Annotated in this window: 16 protein-coding genes and 1 pseudogene; 5 read left to right on the top strand and 12 right to left on the bottom strand. The window is 69.4% G+C overall.

Annotated elements, in window-relative coordinates:
* Positions 1–53: 53 nt before the first annotated feature.
* The 6 genes from ABD339_RS27910 to ABD339_RS27890 all read right to left on the bottom strand — a co-directional run bounded on the left by ABD339_RS27910 (position 54) and on the right by ABD339_RS27890 (position 6,770).
* Complete coding sequence (locus ABD339_RS27910) at positions 54–305, bottom strand: hypothetical protein (protein ID WP_344569863.1); 252 nt, start codon at positions 303–305, stop codon at positions 54–56.
* Positions 306–596: 291 nt separating this feature from the next.
* Positions 597–1,388, bottom strand: coding sequence for a M48 family metallopeptidase (locus ABD339_RS27905; protein WP_344569861.1), 792 nt, complete (start codon positions 1,386–1,388; stop codon positions 597–599).
* A gap of 28 nt (positions 1,389–1,416) precedes the next feature.
* Positions 1,417–5,070, bottom strand: coding sequence for a type I restriction endonuclease subunit R (locus ABD339_RS27900; RefSeq protein WP_344569859.1), 3,654 nt, complete (start codon positions 5,068–5,070; stop codon positions 1,417–1,419).
* A gap of 114 nt (positions 5,071–5,184) precedes the next feature.
* Complete coding sequence (locus ABD339_RS27895) at positions 5,185–6,069, bottom strand: hypothetical protein (RefSeq protein ID WP_344569857.1); 885 nt, start codon at positions 6,067–6,069, stop codon at positions 5,185–5,187.
* Positions 6,070–6,303: 234 nt separating this feature from the next.
* Entirely contained in the window at positions 6,304–6,654 is a 351-nt protein-coding gene (locus ABD339_RS34040; RefSeq protein ID WP_486388549.1) for a DUF7848 domain-containing protein, read from the bottom strand.
* The gene (locus ABD339_RS27890) at positions 6,549–6,770 is read right to left on the bottom strand and encodes a hypothetical protein (RefSeq protein WP_344569855.1); all 222 of its coding nucleotides are present in this window, start codon (positions 6,768–6,770) and stop codon (positions 6,549–6,551) included. The genes ABD339_RS34040 and ABD339_RS27890 overlap by 106 nt, the downstream gene beginning before the upstream one ends.
* A gap of 134 nt (positions 6,771–6,904) precedes the next feature.
* Here ABD339_RS27890 and ABD339_RS27885 point away from each other — a divergent pair, with 134 nt between their 5' ends.
* Both ABD339_RS27885 and ABD339_RS27880 read left to right on the top strand, forming a co-directional pair.
* Positions 6,905–7,690: a helix-turn-helix domain-containing protein gene (locus ABD339_RS27885; RefSeq protein WP_344569985.1), complete on the top strand. Its 786-nt coding sequence runs from the start codon at positions 6,905–6,907 to the stop codon at positions 7,688–7,690.
* Positions 7,687–7,980 (top strand): DUF397 domain-containing protein, encoded by a 294-nt coding sequence (locus ABD339_RS27880; protein ID WP_344569853.1) that lies wholly within the window; start codon positions 7,687–7,689, stop codon positions 7,978–7,980. The genes ABD339_RS27885 and ABD339_RS27880 overlap by 4 nt, the downstream gene beginning before the upstream one ends.
* A gap of 7 nt (positions 7,981–7,987) precedes the next feature.
* Here the strand turns inward: ABD339_RS27880 and ABD339_RS27875 are convergent, their stop codons facing one another.
* From ABD339_RS27875 to ABD339_RS27850, 6 genes are all read right to left on the bottom strand, one after another.
* Entirely contained in the window at positions 7,988–9,211 is a 1,224-nt protein-coding gene (locus tag ABD339_RS27875; RefSeq protein ID WP_344569851.1) for a restriction endonuclease subunit S, read from the bottom strand.
* Positions 9,201–11,867 carry a type I restriction-modification system subunit M gene (locus ABD339_RS27870; protein ID WP_344569849.1) on the bottom strand — a complete coding sequence of 889 codons (2,667 nt, stop codon included), beginning with the start codon at positions 11,865–11,867 and terminating at the stop codon, positions 9,201–9,203. The genes ABD339_RS27875 and ABD339_RS27870 overlap by 11 nt, the downstream gene beginning before the upstream one ends.
* A gap of 131 nt (positions 11,868–11,998) precedes the next feature.
* A complete protein-coding gene (locus tag ABD339_RS27865) occupies positions 11,999–12,640 on the bottom strand; it encodes an RloB family protein (protein WP_344569847.1) in 642 nt (213 codons plus the stop codon).
* A gap of 62 nt (positions 12,641–12,702) precedes the next feature.
* On the bottom strand, positions 12,703–13,986 hold the full coding sequence (locus tag ABD339_RS27860; RefSeq protein ID WP_344569845.1) for an AAA family ATPase: 1,284 nt from the start codon (positions 13,984–13,986) through the stop codon (positions 12,703–12,705).
* Positions 13,987–14,095: 109 nt separating this feature from the next.
* A complete protein-coding gene (locus ABD339_RS27855; RefSeq protein ID WP_425576120.1) occupies positions 14,096–14,845 on the bottom strand; it encodes a LuxR C-terminal-related transcriptional regulator in 750 nt (249 codons plus the stop codon).
* Positions 14,842–16,191: a PspC domain-containing protein gene (locus tag ABD339_RS27850; RefSeq protein ID WP_344569843.1), complete on the bottom strand. Its 1,350-nt coding sequence runs from the start codon at positions 16,189–16,191 to the stop codon at positions 14,842–14,844. The genes ABD339_RS27855 and ABD339_RS27850 overlap by 4 nt, the downstream gene beginning before the upstream one ends.
* A gap of 185 nt (positions 16,192–16,376) precedes the next feature.
* Between ABD339_RS27850 and ABD339_RS27845 the strand changes: the two genes are divergently transcribed.
* From ABD339_RS27845 to ABD339_RS27835, 3 genes and pseudogenes are all read left to right on the top strand, one after another.
* Positions 16,377–18,095, top strand: coding sequence for a PspC domain-containing protein (locus tag ABD339_RS27845; protein WP_344569841.1), 1,719 nt, complete (start codon positions 16,377–16,379; stop codon positions 18,093–18,095).
* Positions 18,092–18,310: a hypothetical protein gene (locus ABD339_RS27840; protein ID WP_344569837.1), complete on the top strand. Its 219-nt coding sequence runs from the start codon at positions 18,092–18,094 to the stop codon at positions 18,308–18,310. The genes ABD339_RS27845 and ABD339_RS27840 overlap by 4 nt, the downstream gene beginning before the upstream one ends.
* A gap of 162 nt (positions 18,311–18,472) precedes the next feature.
* Positions 18,473–18,652, top strand: a pseudogene (locus ABD339_RS27835) (hypothetical protein); the annotation flags it as partial.

Below are 18,652 nucleotides of genomic sequence, written 5' to 3'. Positions count from 1 at the left end.
GCCGTGACCCGGCCAGGTGTCGCACCCTGGGGGCGCTCTCCCCCGCCTGCGCGTCAGTCGCCGCCGTCCCCTCCGCCGCCGTCACCGCCGCCGAACCCGCCCTCGCCCCGGCCGGCTTCACCACCGGCACCGTCGTGGCGGTAGCCGGAACCGCCGGAACCTCCCGAACCACCGGAGAAGTGCCGGTGGCCGTCCTCGAACCACCACACCACGAGCCCGGGAAGCCAGAGCCACCAAGCACTCAGGAACACATCCACCAGAAAGAGCACGAAGTTCACGAGCTGGTTGTCAGTACGCTCGAACATCGCCGCAACGCCCCCCCGACACCAGAACATCTGGACCGGCGATTGTCCCAGTAGCCCGTGGTGTCGAGCGAGAGGGAAGACGCCTTCCGGTGAAAACACGCGAAGACCGGCGTGAGTTGGGGACGAGGCCCGTTCGCCGTACGGATGAGCGGGAGAACGTAACGGCGCGATCAGCGCTCCGCGAGGGGGCAGGGTGGGCGTCCGAAGGACGCCGGCGCCGGCGGGTACAACAACCGCCGCCCGCCCGCAGGCCGGGTGGGCGAGAGGGGGCCGCTTCCCGCGAAACAGCCGCTAACTCTCCGTGTCCCCGAGCCAGACGTACTTGCCCATCTCGTCCAGCTCGGCCTTCAGATCCGAGGCTTCGGGGATCGCCCGGCGGAGCAGCCGCCAGTAGTCGGTGCCGTGCCCGCTCACCTTGATGTGGGCCAGTTCGTGGGCGATCACGTAGTCGATGAGCGGTGGCGGGAACTGGAAGACGGCCCAGTGGAGCGCTACCCGTCCCGGCGCGGAATCGGCCAACGGGCGGTAGACGCCCCAGCGTCGGCCGATGTCGCGTACTTCGACGGCAGGTTCCGGCACACCCATCCTCCCCGCCCACGGCTGCGTACGCCCCCCTGCCCAGCGGAGCCCCACCCGGCAGTACCAGTCCAGGAGGGCCCGGCGGCCTGCTGTGGTGTCGGCAGCGGTCGTGCGATCGAGGACAAGCTCTCCCGCGAGCATGCGGACGGGGGCGGCGGGCGCGTCCACCAGGCTCAACCGGTGGTCCCGCCCGAGGTAGCGGAAGATCTCTCCCTCGGCGAACCGTCGCACCATGTTCCTCGGACGGTGCTGCTCCTGGAGGCGCACCTTCCCCTCGATCCAGCGGCGACTTCCCCGCGCGAAGCTCTCGGCCCGCTCGGCGGAGCAGCCTTCGGGGGCGCGGAGTGTGAGTGAGCCGTCCCGCTCGACGGTCAGTCCCAGCCGCTTGCGGCGTCCGCTGACACGCACCGTGAAACGCCGGCCGTCGACGGTGATGATCTGGCCCTCCGACAGCACCTCGTCCGGCTGCGACGGGGGATCCGCGGAGAAAGCGAGTGGCTGCACAGACCCAAACTAGCCTCCGGCACCGACATCAGCGCATCGCGCCGCCCTCACGCCGATAGCGTGGCAGGTGCTCCACCACGTGGCCGCCCAAGTGCCGGGCGAGTGCTTTGGCGGGCTCTGTTCCGAGGCGTCCGCCGGTTTCCCGCACCGTGTTCCGTGCTGCGGTGAAAATGGCCGTCTCCAGCCCGGCGAGGTGTGTGGAATCGCTGCGGAACGACGCGAGCGACACCTTGTCCACGATGGTGGCGTGCACCTCGACAACGAGCGCGCGCCGCGTCTCGGGCGACAGCATGGCCAGTGACTCGTAGCGAGGGGAGAACTCGCTCAGCTCCGTGTACAGGAGCCGCTCGGCCGGTGTGAGGCCCACCAGTTCGGGGTCCTCCTCCGCCTGGCTGCGCGCCCGCTCGATCAGGGGACGAAGGGCCTCCTTCATCTCCGCCCACCGGCCGTCGAACCTGCGGAGCACCTCCTCCAGCGCCTCCGACAGTTCCTTGTACACGTGGGGCCGTTCCCGGCGCTCGTGCTGTTCCAGGTGGTGGCGCAGGCCGTGCGCCTGCTCGGCGGCTGCCAGTTGGGTGTTCGTGCTGCCGAGCTGTTCCACGGCCGCGTCGAATCCGGGATCGTTGAGGGAGATGGGCAGGATCTCCTGCTGGATCTCCGGGAGTACAAGGTGGTCCGCGATCATGGCCCGCACCTGGCGGCCGTACGACCGCAGCGAGAAGTCCCCGTTCGGTGCGTCCCGGTAGAGGCGTCGGGCACGCTTTTGCAGCACCGTCCACTGTTGGGCCCTGGCGACCCACTTCAGCGCGGCCTCGTGCGGCAGCACCCGGTCCTGCGCGCTGAGGAACGTGCCGAGGAGACGGTCGAACATCGCCCTGTCCTGCTCCTGGGCGAGAGCAAGCACCGCCCGGTTCCGCTCGTCCCTCGTGTCGAGCGTGGTGATGCCCAGCTCGTCGCGCAAGAAGGTGACCAGTGCCTTGGCCGCCTCCTCCATGTCCGGTACGGCCGCGCCCATGGTGCGCATGCCGCCGTTGTCACCCTCCGGTTCGCCGCGGTAGGAGGCGAGTGTGCGCTTGAGGTCGGCGAAGACCCCGTAGTAGTCCACGACGAGCCCGTTCTTCTTCCCGGTGAAGGGACGGTTCACCCGGGCCACGGCCTGGAGGAGTTCGGCGTCGCGGATCGGCCGGTCCAGGTACAGGACCTGCTCGATCGGTGCGTCGAAGCCGGTCAGCAGCATCGACTTGACGATGAGGAAGGCGATCGGCGCGGCCTCGGCGGGGGGCGGGGCCGCGGTCCCGCTTCCGCTCCAGGGGTTCAGGCCGTCGGTGCGCCCGAGCGTCTGCCCGGTACGTCCGGCGGGCAGCGGGTCGGCTCCGGAGAGGCGCGTGACGGCCCACGGGTTGTCCGGAGCCAGCGCGGGCATCGGCTGGAGGAAGCGCGCCACGTGCTCTTCCTGCCGGTCCTTGTCGGTCCACTCCCGCCACCGGCCGCTGGCCCACTCCTTGCCCGCCGACATCACCGGCACGAAGTCGATGCGGCGTAGCAGCGCCTGCTGGTGCCACGCCGCCAGCAGGACACTGTCCTGGTACGAGATCGTGTGCGGTGGCACTCCGCGCAGCCGCTCGGGGTCGAAGGTGTGCAGCTGTTCCAGCAGCGCGGCGCGCGCGTCCTGGAGTGCGCTCCGGTACGTCGCCACGGCCTCCCTGCTGACGGCCGCGACCTGGGCCTTGAACCCGTGCCGCAGGGGGCCCAGCACATAGTGCTCCAGCATGTCCTTCGCCTTGGCGCGGATCATGGGAGCGGACTCCGCCACGTCCCTGTCGGTGGGCGGCGTCCAGCGGGCCTGAAGGGCGAGTTGCTGCTCGTCAGTGAGTGACGTGAGCAGATTGACGAACTTGGTGTCGAGTTCCCCGCTCTCGTTCACGTGGGCCGGGCCCGTGCGGCCCTCGTACTCCACGGGTACGACCACACCGTCCCGCTCGGCCTCGTCCATCCGGTACGTGTCGATGGTCGGGCCGAAGATCTCCTTGGTCAGCCTCTTGCGGCCCTTGAGGATCGGGGTGCCGGTGAAGCCGATACGGGCCGCGTTCGGCACGGCGTCCCGCAGGCAGGCGTGCAGCACGGAGGAGTGCGAACGGTGCGCTTCGTCGACCAGGACGAGCACGCGGGGCGAGTCGCTGCACAGCCTGAACTCGCGGCGCCGCGCTTCCACCTCGTCCGGAGGCGGGTCCGCCACATCGCCCGGCTCCCGTCCGGCCTCGATGCGCTTCTCGGCCTTCCGGAACTCCTCGGCGAGATCCCGCTCCTCCTTGGCCTCGTCACCGAGTACCAGCCCCGGCACGTGCCCCAAGTACTTCTGGATCATCGCGAAGATGACGCGCCGCCCGCCGGGTTCGCCGGCCGTCTCCAGCAGCCCCTCGACATCGGCCCGCGAGGTGGCGATCACGGACGCGCTGTCGCTGAGCTGCACCGTGGCGTGCAGTTGCTCCTGGAGCTGGGTGCGGTCGGTGACGACGAGGACGGTGAACTGATTGAGGGCCGGGTCGTCGCTCTGGTGCAGCCGACGGGCCAGGAACGCCATGGTGAGGCTCTTGCCCGAGCCCTGGGTGTGCCAGATGACGCCGCCGCGCTCGTCGCCGTCCGCGCCCGCGTCGAGAGGGCTGCGATGCGCGCGCAGACGCCGCACTATCTGCTCGACCGCACGGTATTGCTGATGCCGGCAGACGACCTTGACGTGCTTGACGACTTCGCCCTCGGCGTTCTTCACCGGGAGTTCGATGACGTAGTGCCGGACGATGTTGAGGAGGTTGCGCGGGGTGAGGACGAGGGCGATCAGCCGGTGCTGGCCGTTGATGTCCTCCTCGGTGCTGAGAAAGGGGGACGCGCGGGGTGTGTGCAGGTGCTGGGCCTCACGCAGCGCCCGGTGCAGAGCCTTGTCGTCCTCGTGGTCCGGTGTGGCGCTTCCCCAGGAGACGAAGTGCTTCACCTCCGCGTCGATCGTCCCCAGCACGGCGTCCACCCCGCTCGCCGCGACGAGCAGCTGCGCCGGTACGAAGAGCCCGGGGATACCGGCCGGACGGTCGCGGGCCGGCCGTTCGTCGGTGTCCAGCGGCTTCCCGGCGTACGCGCGCAGATCCTCGACGGCGTCGCCCAGCGGGTTCTCAAGATCCTGGCTCTTGCCCTCGATGACGACCAGCGGGATGCCGTTGACGAACAGCACGATGTCCGGGATCTCGTGCTTCCCGCCGGAGTTGCGGACGCGCAACTGGCTGACCGCGAGGAATTCGTTGTGCGGCGAGCCCGCTTCCCAGTCGATGAAGTACGCCGAATGATCCTTGCCGTCCGGGCCACGGAGCGGGGGAGTGCCGTGGGTCAGCAGATCCGTCAGCTCTTGGTTCAGGTCCTTCAGCGAATCGCCGGTCGCCACGTCGGTGCGCCGCCGCAACTGGGCCACGGCCTCATCGAGTGCCGCGTCGTCCATCCAGCAGCCGAGCTGACCGGGCAGCTTGTTGATCCGCCGCAGCGCCGCCCTGATCCGGCCCGTGAGGAGGGGCTGACCCGGTTCGCGGTCCTCCTCCGTGAGCGCCGAGCCGGGCAGGTGCGTCCAGCCCATCGCTTCGAGCTGCGCGAGGAACGGAACCTCGGTCTCGTCCCGCTCCACCGTCTGTCGCCGCCCCACCATCTGCCGCGCCCCTCCCTCGACTTGACCCGCACCCCGCCCGCGCCGGGGCACCATTGTGCGCCCGGTACGGCGGGGGCGGGGGAGGGGCCTGGCCGGACGGGGCGTCGTGGCAGGTCAGGGCCTTGGGAGGGCTCCCGCGAGGGCCTTGCGCGCGGCGCGGAAGGTGGCGAGGCCGGGGGTGCGGGGGTCGGAGTGAGGCGTCGCCGCCGCTTGTGAGGCGCGGCAGCCGGGACACCGGGACTCGTCGGCGACGGGGGTGAACAGGCGGGGCTGTGTGTGCGGGCCCGCGCACTCCCGCATGGCGGCGACGCGGGGTGGCGGCGTCGGTGCGGCCGGTTCGGGCAGCGCGTGCTCCAGCCGCCAACGCAGGACGCCGAGCGGTGAACGGGCCCGCTCCAGACCGGAGAGGAGCGTCCGGCGCACGTCGTCCGGTGCCATGCCGCGTTCGAGCCAGACGGCGGCGAGCGGAGCCCAGCGGCGGGCCTTGCGGGCGGGCATCGCCAGGGCGGGAACGGTACGTGCGAGGGAGAGGAGGAGCGCCTCGGCTGCGGCTTCGCGCTCGCTTGCCGGGTGGGAGGTGTTCTCTACGGGTGTTTTACGGGGTTGAGGGGTGGCGGGCCGGTCGGCCGGGGCACCGGCGGCCGGTGGGACGGCTGTCGGTGTGACAGCGCCTGGCGGTCGGACGAGGGCGAGGGCCTCGTCCGGCGACAGCGGGGTGTTCGAGACGAGCTGTACGGTCATCCACCGTCCGCCCTCGCGCTGACGGCGCCACTCGAAGAGGTAGCGCTCGGCGCGGAGTTGGGACTTGGCGCGCTGGAACGCGATCTTCCCGATCCCGGCGCGCTCGGCGGTCTTCCACAGTGGTTCATCGGCGCCCTCGGGGAGCGAGAGTTGCCAGGCCAGCAGCCGTACGGCGTTCGCGGACAGGCGCGGGTGCCGGATGATGTCGTTCGGCAACTGGGAGAAGAAGCGCGTAGGCGCGATAACATGCCGGTGCATCCCGGGTCTCCTTCGTAGACCTCGGTGGTGAAGGCCCCCGGACCGGTGTTGGCGCACCGACGGGGGCCGTCTCATGTACAGAATGAGACGAGCTGACAAGCGGCAGAGTACACGGCGTGTGTACGGCGTGCGACACGCTGCTACGTTCCGTAAATCCCCGCCCAGAGCCGTGAGTTGGGCACTGCCCAGAGCCGCCAGTTGGACGCGGGGGCGGCCCTCACGGCCTGCGGCTCATCACCCACTCATCCAGCACCGCCACGGCCGGGTCGCCACCTCCGTGTACGTGTGATGGGACGGATTGCGCCCCGAGTGCCGCAGGGCCCAGGAATGGCCGACGCCGAAGTCGACCGCCGCCACGGACCCCTTGCCGCACACGTCGCACCGCATCGCGTACGTCATCGGCGCGGCATCCGGCTCACGGTCAGGTGTGAGCGTCCAGTTCACGAAGCGGAGCACCGCGCGGGGTGTGTGTGGGCCGCTCACGGGAGGTACCGGCTCTGCCAGTTGAGATCGCTGACCCGGGCACCCAATTCCTCGCTGACGCGCGCCGGCCGGATGGCCTCCCGTGGCACGTCCCACTCGCATCCGCCCTTGGGCGGCCGGAGTTGGACGTACGGCCCCCACACGTCCATGACCTGCCCGATCCGGTCGGTCCGGGTGTCCACCGCGTACGCACCGGCCGGGGGAATCTCGTCATTCATGGCTCAAAGGCTGCTGGTCACGGCGTACGTTGAGGAGTAACGGCATGGGTACGCACGGTGCACGTACCCCCGGCGTCCCAAGAGCCAGGAGGTGGCCCGCAGTGCCCCAGGGCAAGAACGGCGACGACCGCCCCATGGCGTGGCGCTACGCCGGTGACCAGATGAAACTGTGGCGCGAGGCGGCGGGCATCACCCGCCAGAAGCTCGCCGACGAGGCCGGGTACGGCTACGAGGCCATCAAGTGCATGGAACGCGGCGTCCGCAAGCCGCAGGCGCGGGTGCTGCGGATCGCGGATGAACTGTGCGGCGCGAAGGGTAAGTTGGCGGCAGCGGAGGAGTTCCTCCGGCCGGAGCCGTTCCCGTCGTACTCGAAGGACTTCATGGAGGCGGAGGGGGAGGCGGTGGCGCATAGCTCGTATGAGAACGAGTTCATCCCGGGGTTGTTGCAGACGGAAGAGACCGTGCTGGCAATGCTTCACGCGCACTGTCCACCGTTGGATGACGAGACCATCGCGGAGCGGTCGGGCGCGAGGTTGGAACGGCAAGTCCTTCTGAACAAGCAGACGACAGCGTTCAGCTTCGTGATCTCGGAGACTGCGCTGCACGACTGGGTGGGTTCCAAGGAGGCGAACAAGCGGCAGTTGGGCCACCTGCTGGAAGTGAGCGCCCGACGGAATGTGACCATCCAGATGATGCCGTACGGGCGAGGAGCGCACCCCGGCCGACTGGGTCCTTTCGTGCTCCTGGAGACACCAGAGCACGAGTACCTAGGCTACGAGGAAGGGCAAACCACAGGGTTGCTCTACGGAGATGGTGGGAAGATCGGCACCCTGCGGCAGCGCCATGAAATGATCCTGAGGCAGGCCCTCAATCCCGAGGAGTCGGCCCGGTTCATCAGGAAGTTGGCGGAGGAGCTATGAGCACCGATCTGGTGTGGTTCAAGTCCACCTACAGCAACACGGAGGGCGGCAACTGCGTCGAGATTGCTCTCTCCTGGTACAAGTCCAGCTACAGCAACACGGACGGCGGGAACTGCGTCGAGGTCGCCTGGCACAAGTCCAGCTACAGCAACAGCGAGGGTGGGGCCTGCGTCGAGGTCGCCACCTGCCCCCACACCATCCACGTCCGCGACTCCAAGGACCTCACCGAGCCTGAGCTTGCGTTCGGGGCCGGTGCCTGGGCGGCCTTCGTCGGGCACGTCGGCCGCTGAAAGTGAGCTAGGCGACCTCGCCTACCCGCACCTTGCCACTGAGCAGGTCATCGGCGAGGCCGGTTTTGAGTGTACGGAGCTTGGCCAATTCGGCCTTCGCATAAAGAATTTGATCGCTGGTGCTATTGAACTCGGCAACTACCCGTTGTTGCTGCGCCAGATGCGGCCAGGGAATGGACATGCTCTCAATGGCCTTTTGGCTAATATTCTGCATGCTTCGGCTGCTGCCTGACGCAAGATTCTGAATCTGACGTCGCACGAACTCACTGGCGAGGCAGAGATTGATGTACGCCCGGTTCGCGCGGCGTGGATTCTCCACAAGGCGGAGAGTCTTGTCGCTGAGCAATAGGCGCGTCGACGAATCAGCTGCGATGCAGGAACTGCCTACAAGTTCCGGGGTATTGGCTCGCGACATGAGTAGATCACCGGGGCGTACCTCATGCTTCTCGTCCAGCTCGGTGACAACATCGATGACTTTGTTTTCGCTGGGACGGAAGCCATCTCGGTGGATAGCGCTTACTTTCAGCACGCCCCACTCGCCCGGAGCTGCCGGGGTATTGGGCAGATCCGGACTCCTCCCCGCGTCGATGCGAAGCAGGCGAGTCTTCAGTGGGCTGACCTCGACGGCGGATGTCGGTTCAGTCGCTTGAGCAAGTCGCGCATGCTGGATTACGCGCAGTTTGGCGATGGAAGCCTCGATCGCCCGCTCGGAGTCGGCTACTGAGTCGAGAACTTCGATGATGCGGCGCTGCTCCGGGAGAGGAAGTACCGGGAACGGCAACGCGGCGAAACGGTCACCGCCCAGATGGGCGATGCTCGTGGTTTTCTTTGCGATCTGCGCGAAGACGCCTGTAGCGAGCCAGTGACTGAAAACTTCTTGCACGTAACCCGGCAGTACCCCGTCACCCGGCCTGAATCGCACCAACGTGTTCTGGAAGCAGAACTCTCCGCTACTCCCGTTGTAGATAGAGCTTCGGCCGACCAGTTCGAGGCTCTGGCCCTCATTGAGAAGGATGTCCCCGGGGTGAAGAGCGTAGGTTTTCCGCTCAGCTTCGGTGAATCCCATGGTTTTAACGTCGGAGTAGTCGATGTGGCCGTCGAAGACATTGGCCACGCGAAGGTAGGGAAACTGTTCACCCGACGTGCGGCCAGCAGGGGAGAGCTGCTTTCCCATACGAACCTGGCCGAGATTCCCAACTGGAACCCAGGTGACATCGGCTTCACTCCGCATAACCCAGCTCCCTAAGAAAGCCTTCCATCCGCTCCGCCGCCTCAGCCCGCCGGGCCTCAATCACGCGTAGCGACACCGCGTACTTGTCCTCCCAGTTGCGATACGCCTCGACCAAGTCCCGTCTCCGCCGCACCACATGCCCCTCCAGCTTGCCCGCCAGGTCAGCCCTGAGAATCCCGAGTACGACCTCGCGATCACCGTCACCCCGAACCGCGTCGCGCGCCCGCGTCAACCCCGGGCGATCATCCTCGTCAGCCCCCACCAACTCCAGCAACGAACCCTGCCCAGCCGCCTCGGCGGCTTCCGCCTTCGCCTCCGCCGCCGCGACAGACTTCCGCGTGGAATCCAGCGGCCAGAACGCATCCTCGATCCGCTTCACTTCCGCGTTCGCCTTGGTGCGGTCACGCTTCAGCTTCTTCAGATCCTCCTCGGACAGAGCTGCAGCGGCACCCTCCCCCGACGAGGAGCCCTCATCCTCCGAGTCCTCCGCGTCAGCGGATTCCGCGGAATCCGCCGCCTGCGCGGCCTTCCACTTCGCGTCCAGCTCGGCCTTCCGCGCGTCGGCCCGCGCCAACTCGCTCAAGAAGTCGGGCGCGATCGCGGCGACCACCTTGTGGTCGTACGCCTGGCGCCGTTCCGCGCCGCTGCGCTTCCGCGCGCCACCCGTACGCGGATCGCGTTCCGGCAGCAGCAGGGTCTCGACCATCTCGACCCAGCCGTCCACGACCTCCTCGAAACCGTGGTTGCTGAGCGCCATCAACTCGTAGCGGGCGTCCTGCCACCAGCCGGCCACCGCGCCGTCCAGGGCGTAGCGGTCGAGCAGGCCGACCTCCTCCAGCCGCTTCCGGAACGACGTCAGCAACTCGCCCCGCGCTCGCGCGAGTTGGGACCGGCGCTCGCTCTCCGTCAGGCCGTCGTCCTCCACCGGAGCGAGCCGAGTGATAGTCGCCGTCTCTTCCTTCCACCAGTCGGCGAAGGCGGCCCACAGCTTTTCCTCCCTCGGGCGGGCCAGCTCGGCGAGCCGTTCCGCGTCGGGGCGGGAGCCCTCCGGGAGGAAGTCCAGGTACGTGGAGCTGTCGCCGTCGCGCTCCGCGAAGAGGTCCGTCACCTTCAGGCCGTACGCGTCCAGCAGGTCCTTGCGGGCTTCCACCTCCGCGCGGGGGACGCCGCCCTCCAGGTGGGCCCGCACGTCCTGCGGCTCCGGGGGCGGGTTGTTGTCCACGTAGCGGCGGATGTTGAGGTTGTCGTCGTTCTCGCGCAGCTTCTCGCGGGTGACGACGCTCGCGAATCCGTCGATGTCCTCGAAGATGTCGTTGTCGCGGTAGGCGTGGAACGTGGAGACGATCTTTTCCACGTGCTCGGGCAGCAGGAAGTTCTGGGCGCGGCCCGCGTGGTATTCGCGGTCGGCGTTGATGAAGAGGACGTCGTCCTTGTGTTTCTTCTGCTTGCTTCCTCCGGCCCGGAGGACGAGAACGCAGGCCGGAATTCCCGTGCCGTAGAAGAGGTTCGGGGCGAGGCCGATGACGGCTTCGATCAGGTTGGCGTCCAGCAGCTTGGTGCGGATCCGCTGCTCTTCGCCGCTGCGGAAGAGCACGCCGTGCGGCATGACGGTGAAGACGGAGCCGGCTCGGTTCCGCACCATGTACAGCATGTGCTGGAGGAACATCAGGTCGGCTTTGCCGCGCTCGGAGGTCGCGCCGTGCGGCATCCGGTCCTTGATGTCGAGGATCTGCGCCTTGTCGTAGTCGCTGGAGAACGGCGGATTGCTCAGGACCAGGTCGAAGTCGTGGCTCAGATGCATGGGGCCGGTGAGAGTGTCACCGACTTCGAGGCTGAAGTGCTTGGCCCCGTGGAACAGCATGTTCATGGTGGCCATGACGCGTGAGCTGCTGTTCGCGTCCTGTCCGGCCAGAAGCAGGTCCTCGGTGTTCTCGCCGCGTTCCTCGATGTACTCCTTGGCGTGGATGAGCATGCCGCCGGAGCCGACGCACGGGTCGTACACGCGCTGTCCCTGGGAGGGGCGGGCCAGCTCGACCATCATGCGGACCACGGCACGCGGGGTGTAGAACTCGCCGCCCTTGCTGCCGGAGTCGTCCGCGAAGTCCTTGATCAGGTATTCGTACGCGGCACCGATCATGTCCGGGAATTCGAAGTCCACACCGCGCAGGCGCAGCCGCGAGAAGTGCTCGATCAGCTGGGAGAGGCGCCGGTCCGCGAGTTTTCCGGCGGAACTGCTCGCGGAATTGCCGCCACCGATGCGGTTGAAGTTGATGTGGTTGAAGATGCCCTGGAGCTTCTGGTTCTTCTCGTGCTGGGTGAGCGCGTTGAGGGCGGGGGTCAGGTACTCCGAGGCGACATTGTTGACGCCCTCCGCGAGGTGGTCCCACCGCGCTTCGTCGGGGACGAAGAGCACGCCCCGGGCGTCGTAGTTCTCGGCGGTCGCCAGCTCCTCCGCGATCTCCTCCGGTGAATCGCCGCGAGCCTCGCACTCCCGGACGATGTCGTCCCGTGCCGCGTCGAACTCGTCGTTGACGCGCTTGAGGAACATCAGGACGAAGATGAAATCGCGGTATTCGGCGGCGTCCATGGTGCCGCGCAGAATGTCGGCCGCGGCCCACAGGTGCCGTTCCAGCTGGGCGAGTGTCAGCTTGGCCACGTGTGACGGCTCCCTCTGCTCTTGTCCGGGGGTGTGCGGAGAAGAGCCTACGGCTTCCGACGCGGCGGGGTGGCCAGTGGGGAACAGTCACGCTGGGGTGATGGACCGCGCACGTGTGGTAGCGGGAGTGCTCAGTAGTCCGTGATGTCGAGGGCTTCCTCGACGAACATCCACATGCCTGTGTACGGGTCCCACTTGCACGGGTCCGGATGGTGGTGCTGTTCGTTGATCTGCTTCGCGTACTTCTTGGCCTGCTTGTACTTGCCCAGCAGCTGGCCGGAACGTACGTGTTTCACCAGGTTGTCGTCGACCCTGGTGAACGTCGGGCCGTAGGTCTTCGCGAAGCCGTCCTGTCCGCGCAGCTTGTCCCGCGCGCTGTTGCATACGGTCGCGAAGGTGCTGGTGTAGTTCTGGTAGTGCAGGAGCCGCCAGAACTCGAAGCAGGGGTGGGAGTACGCGACGCCGATGTTCTCCCGCTTGGCGAGGGCCATGGCCTCGGGGACGAGCTTGTGCTGGTCGCAGTCGAAGAGGCACCACACCTGGGGCCAGCGCTCGTCGTGCTCCTTGAGTTTCGCCTTGCGAGCCGCCCGCCGTACCTGACGGGCCAGGTCGATGGCATCCTCGACCATCGGCATCGGCTTGCGTTCCCTCGGGGTGCGGAACTCGCAGTTGACGTCGAGGCCCGGCGTACCCCGGGCCCCGTGCTCCCGGACGATTTCGGCGTACTCCTCCTCCGTCACCTCGCCCTCGGCGAAGACGTACACCTCGCGCACGCGCTTACCGTGCTTCTTGCTCTGCTTCCGGTGAGCGTCGTCCTCTCCCCGCTGTCTGCCCATCAGGAGTTGCCGGCCCCCATCGCTTCGCGCTCCATCGCGTTCTGGATCTCCTCAGTCATCCGCAGGCTGCGGCCGATCTTCCCCGCCGGGAGGCGCGGCACGCCGCCGAAGGCCCCGGCGAGGTAGGAGTCGGTGAGGTCTTCCTCCTCGCCCGGATCCACATCCGCCACGGGATACAGCTCCGTGCCCCCGCCCCTGTCCTTCTCCGTCAGCCAGATCTGTCCCGGATCGAGCAGGCGCCCACCCCGGGGAAGGCTCAGCAGGGACGCGTCGTGCGAGGTGAAGAGAAGCTGGGCCCCGCTGGTGTTCATCGAAGGGGTCTGGAAGAGGCGCACGACCTCGGCGGCCATCTTCGGATGGAGGCTCGATTCCAGCTCGTCGACCAGGAGGACGGCGCCTTTGTCCAGGGCGAGCAGTATCGGGCCGATGAGCGCGAACCAGGAGCGGGTGCCGAAGGATTCACGCGCCCAGTCGATGGCGAACGACTCTCCGCCTTGTGTGCCGTGCATGAGTTGGACTCGTGGCTGCTCGCCGGGCTTCCGCTCCACCCTGGCCCCGCTGATGCCGAGGTCCGCGACGCGGAGCAGCTCCTCGATGCGTTCGCGGTTGTGCGCTTCCAGCAGCCGTTCCGCGGTGTACGCCTCGCGCTGCCGGTGCTCGGTCTCCGGGGTGATGTCCCAGAGGTTCTGCTGGAACCATGCGAAGACCGGCGTGAGTTGAGGGTGGTTGTCGTTCGCCGCACGGGTGAGGAGGAGGGCGTCGGGACGAGTCGTTTCCGCCAGCCGTGCCCGGTCGCGCAGGCGTCCACCGGGGAACTCGAACACCCGGTCCCGTGCCGCGTCGCGGTCGTACCAGACCTGTCGGCGGCCCTTGGGGTAGGCGTGCAGCCACTCGGACTCGATGCGCCGGTCCCCGAGTTCGAAACCATAGGTCCACCGGACTCCGGTGTCAGCGAGGACGAAATCCACCTCGTAGAACGTGCTGTCCGCGGCGAACTTCGGGTCGAGGGCGAACGGTTCGCGCGGGAGGCGTTCGTGCGCGGTCCAGCTGGAGTACGAGGTGAGGACCGCCTTACGCATCTCGCGCAAGGCCACGAGCACGTTGGACTTTCCCGAGGCGTTGGCGCCGAAGATCCCCAGCACCGGGAAGACGGAGAGGGCCTTGCCGTCCGACAGCTCCAGGTCTCGCGTCATGGTGCTGGGCTCATCGGGTGGCGGGACGAAGGCCAGCGTCTGCTCGTCACGCAGCGACCGGAAATTGGCCACGCGGAACTTCAGCAGCATGCGCCCTCCTCTCCGCGTCCCGCCCCGTCACTGAGCGTCCGCGCACAGAGTAACGGTGTGATCAGCGCTCCGCGAGGCGGGGTGCGGCGGGCAGGGGGTTCGGGACCGGCTACACCAGCCGCCGCGCCGTGGCCCACCTCGTCAGCTCGTGGCGGTTGGAGAGCTGGAGTTTGCGCAGCACGGCGGAGACGTGGGACTCGACCGTCTTGACGGAGATGAACAGCTGCTTGGCCACTTCCTTGTACGCGTAGCCGCGCGCGATCAGCCGCAGGACCTCGCGTTCGCGCTGGGTGAGGCGGTCCATGTCCTCGTCCACCGGGGGCGCGTCCGTGGAGGCGAAGGCGTCCAGGACGAAGCCGGCCAGGCGGGGGGAGAAGACCGCGTCGCCGTCCGAGACGCGGAAGATCGCGCCGACCAGGTCGGTGCCGGTGATCGTCTTGGTGACGTAGCCGCGCGCGCCGCCCCGGATGACGCCGATGACGTCCTCGGCGGCGTCGGAGACCGACAGGGCGAGGAAGCGGACGGGCGCTTCCGGATCGGTCATCAGGGGGGCGCTGCGGCGCAGCACCTCGACGCCGCCGCCGCCGGGCAGGTGGACGTCGAGGAGGACGACCTCGGGGCGCGTCGCCTGGATGACCGTCATGGCCTGGTCCACGTCGCCCGCCTCGCCGACGACCTCGACGCCCGTCTCGTCGGTGCGGCCGATCTCCGCCTGGACCCCGGCGCGGAACATGCGGTGGTCGTCCACCAGCACGACCCGCACCCGGCGGCCCTCGCCGCCCCAGCCCCCGCCCCTGTCGCCGGCCGCTCCGGCATCCGCTCCGCCGTCCGCCTGCCCGCCCGCTGTTGCCTCGCTCACGACTCCGCCGCCCTCTCCATCTCCAGTTCGACCTCCGTGCCCTCACCCGGTGCGGTGCGCAGCCGGGCCGTGCCGCCGTTGCGCCGCATCCGGCCGATGATGGACTCGCGCACGCCCATCCTGTCCTCCGGAACAGCGTCCGGATCGAAGCCGGGGCCACGGTCCCGTACGGAGATGAAGACCGTACGCCCCTCCACCTCGGCGAAGACCTGCACGGCGCCGCCCTCGCCACCGTACTTGGCCGCGTTGACCATCGCCTCGCGCGCGGACTGAAGCTGGGCGCCGAGCCCGTCGTCCAGGGGGCAGTCGCCGACGCACACCACCTCGACGGGCGCCCCGTGGTAGTCCTCGACCTCGGCCGCCGTCGTGCGGACGGCCTCCGCCAGCGTCTTCGGCTCTTCCTCCTCGTCGGCCGCCCCGCCCTTGCCGTCCGGCTTGTAGAGCCAGGCGCGCAGCTCGCGCTCCTGGGCGCGGGCGAGGCGGGCCACCTCGCGCGGCTTTTCCGCGTTGCGCTGGATCAGGGTGAGCGTGTGCAGGACCGAGTCGTGGACGTGCGCGGCGACTTCGGCACGCTCCTGCGCGCGGATGCGCATCGTCCGCTCCTCCGAGAGGTCCTGCATCATCCGGACGAGATACGGGCCCGCCATCAGCGCGATGCCGACCAGCACCGCGAGCGCCGCCTGGAGGACGGCGCCGAGATGGCTGACCGAGCCCTGGACGACGACGATGCCGGTGACCCCGGCCGCGACCAGCACGACACCGGCCGCGCTGCGCGCGATCGGCAGCAGCCGGGTGCGGCGGCTGACCTCCGCCCAGTGGGCGCGGCGGGAGTTGTCGGCCTGGCGCCACACCAGCGCGACGCCGACACCGATCAGCACCACCGGCCACAGATAGGTGTTGGCGCGGCCGAACTGGAGGTTGTCTCCCATGATCACCGTCGCCGCGATCAGCGCGAGGAAGGCGAACAACTGGCCCTTGTCCGGCTTGCGGAGCAGCTTGCGGCGGCCCCCCTGCCCCGGGGCGGACTCCGGCAGCAGGCCGTCCACGAGGCGGCGCCCGCTGCCGACGCCGCCCGCACCCAGGGGAACGACGAACCAGAACGCCGCGTACAGCAGCACCCCCAGCCCGTTGGCGACCGTGAGCGCGATGAAGACGACACGCACCCAGGAGACCGGCAGCGCCAGGTGCCCGGCCAGACCGCGCGCCACCCCGCCCAGCATCCGGCCCTCCGCACTGCGGTAGAGCTTGCGCGGGGACGGCTCTTCGGCGGGCGGCTCCGTTGCCGGGCGGGCCGCAGAGGCCGGGTGCGCGGTCGCACGCGCGGTCGAGGGGGCGGGCGCTGTCATGCTCCGATCGTCACATGTCGTGCCGCGCCCGACATCAGGGTCGAGCCCTGAGCTGTCCCGGAGGCCCGCGGAACAGCCCGGGGAACCTCAGAGCATCTCAGGGCGTCTCGGCGTCTCGGCGATCTCAGGGATCGCTCCGGGTAGGCCCCGATGCTCGCGCCCGGCCGGGACGCGACCATAGGCGTATGACCGAGGAGGAGCAGCGCGACGCGGACGGCGCCGGGGCGGAGGGCACCGGCCCGGTGGACGCCGGACCGGCGGGCGGGGCGAAGGAGCCGGGCGGGAAGGACGCGGCGAAAGACGGGGAAAAGGGGCCAGGCAAGGCGGGGGGCTCTTCCGGGGGGCCCAGGCTCAGGCGGAGCCGTTCGCACAAGGTCGTCGGGGGTGTGTGCGGAGGGCTGGGCCGCTACTTCGACCTGGACCCCGTGATCTTCCGCGTACCGCTGGTCGTGCTGTCGGTCGTCGGCGGGCTGGGGCTGGTCTTCTACGGCTTCGCCTGGCTGCTCATCCCCGTCGACGGCGAGAAGGAGAACGAGGGGCGGCGGCTGCTCTCGGGGCGCGTCGAGGGGCCGGCGCTGTCGGCGATCCTCGTCGCGCTCGTCGGCTGCGGTCTCTTCCTCGCCTCGCTCGGCAACCGGAGTGTGCCCTTCTCGGTCGTGCTGATCGGTGCCGTGGCGGGGGCCGCGTACTGGTCGCAGCACCGCAGGCGGGTCGAGGCGGCGGGCGCCGAGGGCGCGGAGGTCGATCCGACGACGGCGCACGCCGTGGCCGACGCGCCCCCCGAGACTCAGGCACCCCCGGTCCCCGCGTCCCCCTCGTGGTGGCGCGAACCGCTCACGAAGGAGGCGGGCGCGGCCAAGGACGGGGCGCGGGCGCCGGGACGGGGCGGCGCGGGCGCCGTCTCCGGCTACCTGTGGGGCCCCGAGGACACCCCGCCGGACGCCGCGGCGCCTCGGGGCGCCGGAGGACCGGTTCGGGGCGGGGCGGGCTTCGGTTCCGGGTTCGGGTTCGGATCCGGGCGCGGGTACGGATACGGCAGGGGGTTCGGGCCCGGGGACAGGGACGGGAAGTGGCGGCCCCCGGGCCTCCCCGGCGCCCCGGGCGTTCCGGGCGCCCCTGGCTTCCCCGGTGGCCTACGCCCGGCCCGGCAGAGCGGCAGCCCGAGCGGTCCCGCCGGTGGTTCGCTGGGCGGGCTGGTCTTCCTGCTCGCTCTCCTCGCCGCAGGGATCTCCGCCGCGGTCTGCTGGAACACCCAGCCCCTCGGCACCACCCTCACCATCGGGCTCAGCTGTGCCCTGGCCGTCTTCGGACTCGGCCTCGCGGTCAGCGCGTTCGTGGGACGGGTCGGCCCCGGCACCGTCTTCTGCGTCATCCTCACCGGAGGGCTGCTGGCGGGGACCGCCGCGCTGCCACACGACATCTCCACACAGTTGCGCGAGAGCCACTGGGTGCCCGCCTCCGCCGCACAGGTCAAGCCGCACTACGCGCTGGGCTCGGGCGCGGGCGAACTCGACCTGCGCGGGACGGGGCTGAAGAAGGGCCAGACGCTGCGCAGCTCGGCCCGGGTCGGCGCCGGACAGCTCAAGGTCGTCGTACCGGCTGACGCGCTCGTCAAGGCCACCATGGACGTCGGCGTGGGAGAGATGCGGGTACCCCGGAGCCTGGACGCGGACGGCAACGTCGCGGACGACTCCTCCGGCGGCTTCGGGCAGGAGCGCAAGGCGACACTGCGGCCCTTCGACGGGGCGAAGCCGAGAGGCACCGTCGAGCTGAAGCTGAGCGTCGGCGTAGGGCAGGCCGAGATCGTCAGAGAGCTGCCCAAGGGCGACCGCTCCGATCAGGTACGGGCGCCGCAGCCCCCCGCGACGCCTGCCGAGCCCACCCTGGAGGACGGTAACCGATGATCAGGCACCCCTTCGAGCCCTCGCGGCTGCTGCTCGGTCTGGCCATGCTGGGGGTCGCCGCCGTCTGCCTGATGGACGCGGCGGGCGAATGGGAGGTCCCCTTCTGGGTGCCGCTGGCCGCACTGCCGACCGCCCTGCTGCTGGCGGGCTGCGCGGCGCTGGTGACCTTCACGGCACGCCGCCGCAGAGCCCGCCGGAAAGAGCAGCGCGGCTGAGAGCGCGCCGAATACGGGCGGGGCCCGGATGCCGCGCCGGATGATGCGAGCGCACCGGATGCCGGGCGGTAGAGCGGCGCACCGGATGCCGGGTGAGATGGCGGCGCACCGGATGCCGCGCGGAATGGGGCGGCGCTCCGGATGCCGGGCCGCAAGGGGGCGATGGGCGCGGTCATATGTGAGAGGCGGCGGGCCGAGCAGGCCCCCGGCGCTCAGCCGTCGGCCGAAGAACGGCCGTCGGCCGAAGAACGGCCGTCGGCCGAAGAACGGCCGTCGGCCGAAGAACGGCCGTCGGCCGAAGAACGGCCGTCGGCCGAAGAACGGCCGTCGGCCGAAGAACGG

The sequence above is a fragment of the Streptomyces axinellae genome (assembly GCF_039532135.1).
Classification (GTDB): Bacteria; Actinomycetota; Actinomycetes; order Streptomycetales; family Streptomycetaceae; genus Streptomyces; species Streptomyces axinellae.
This window is presented reverse-complemented; position numbering and strand designations above follow the sequence as displayed.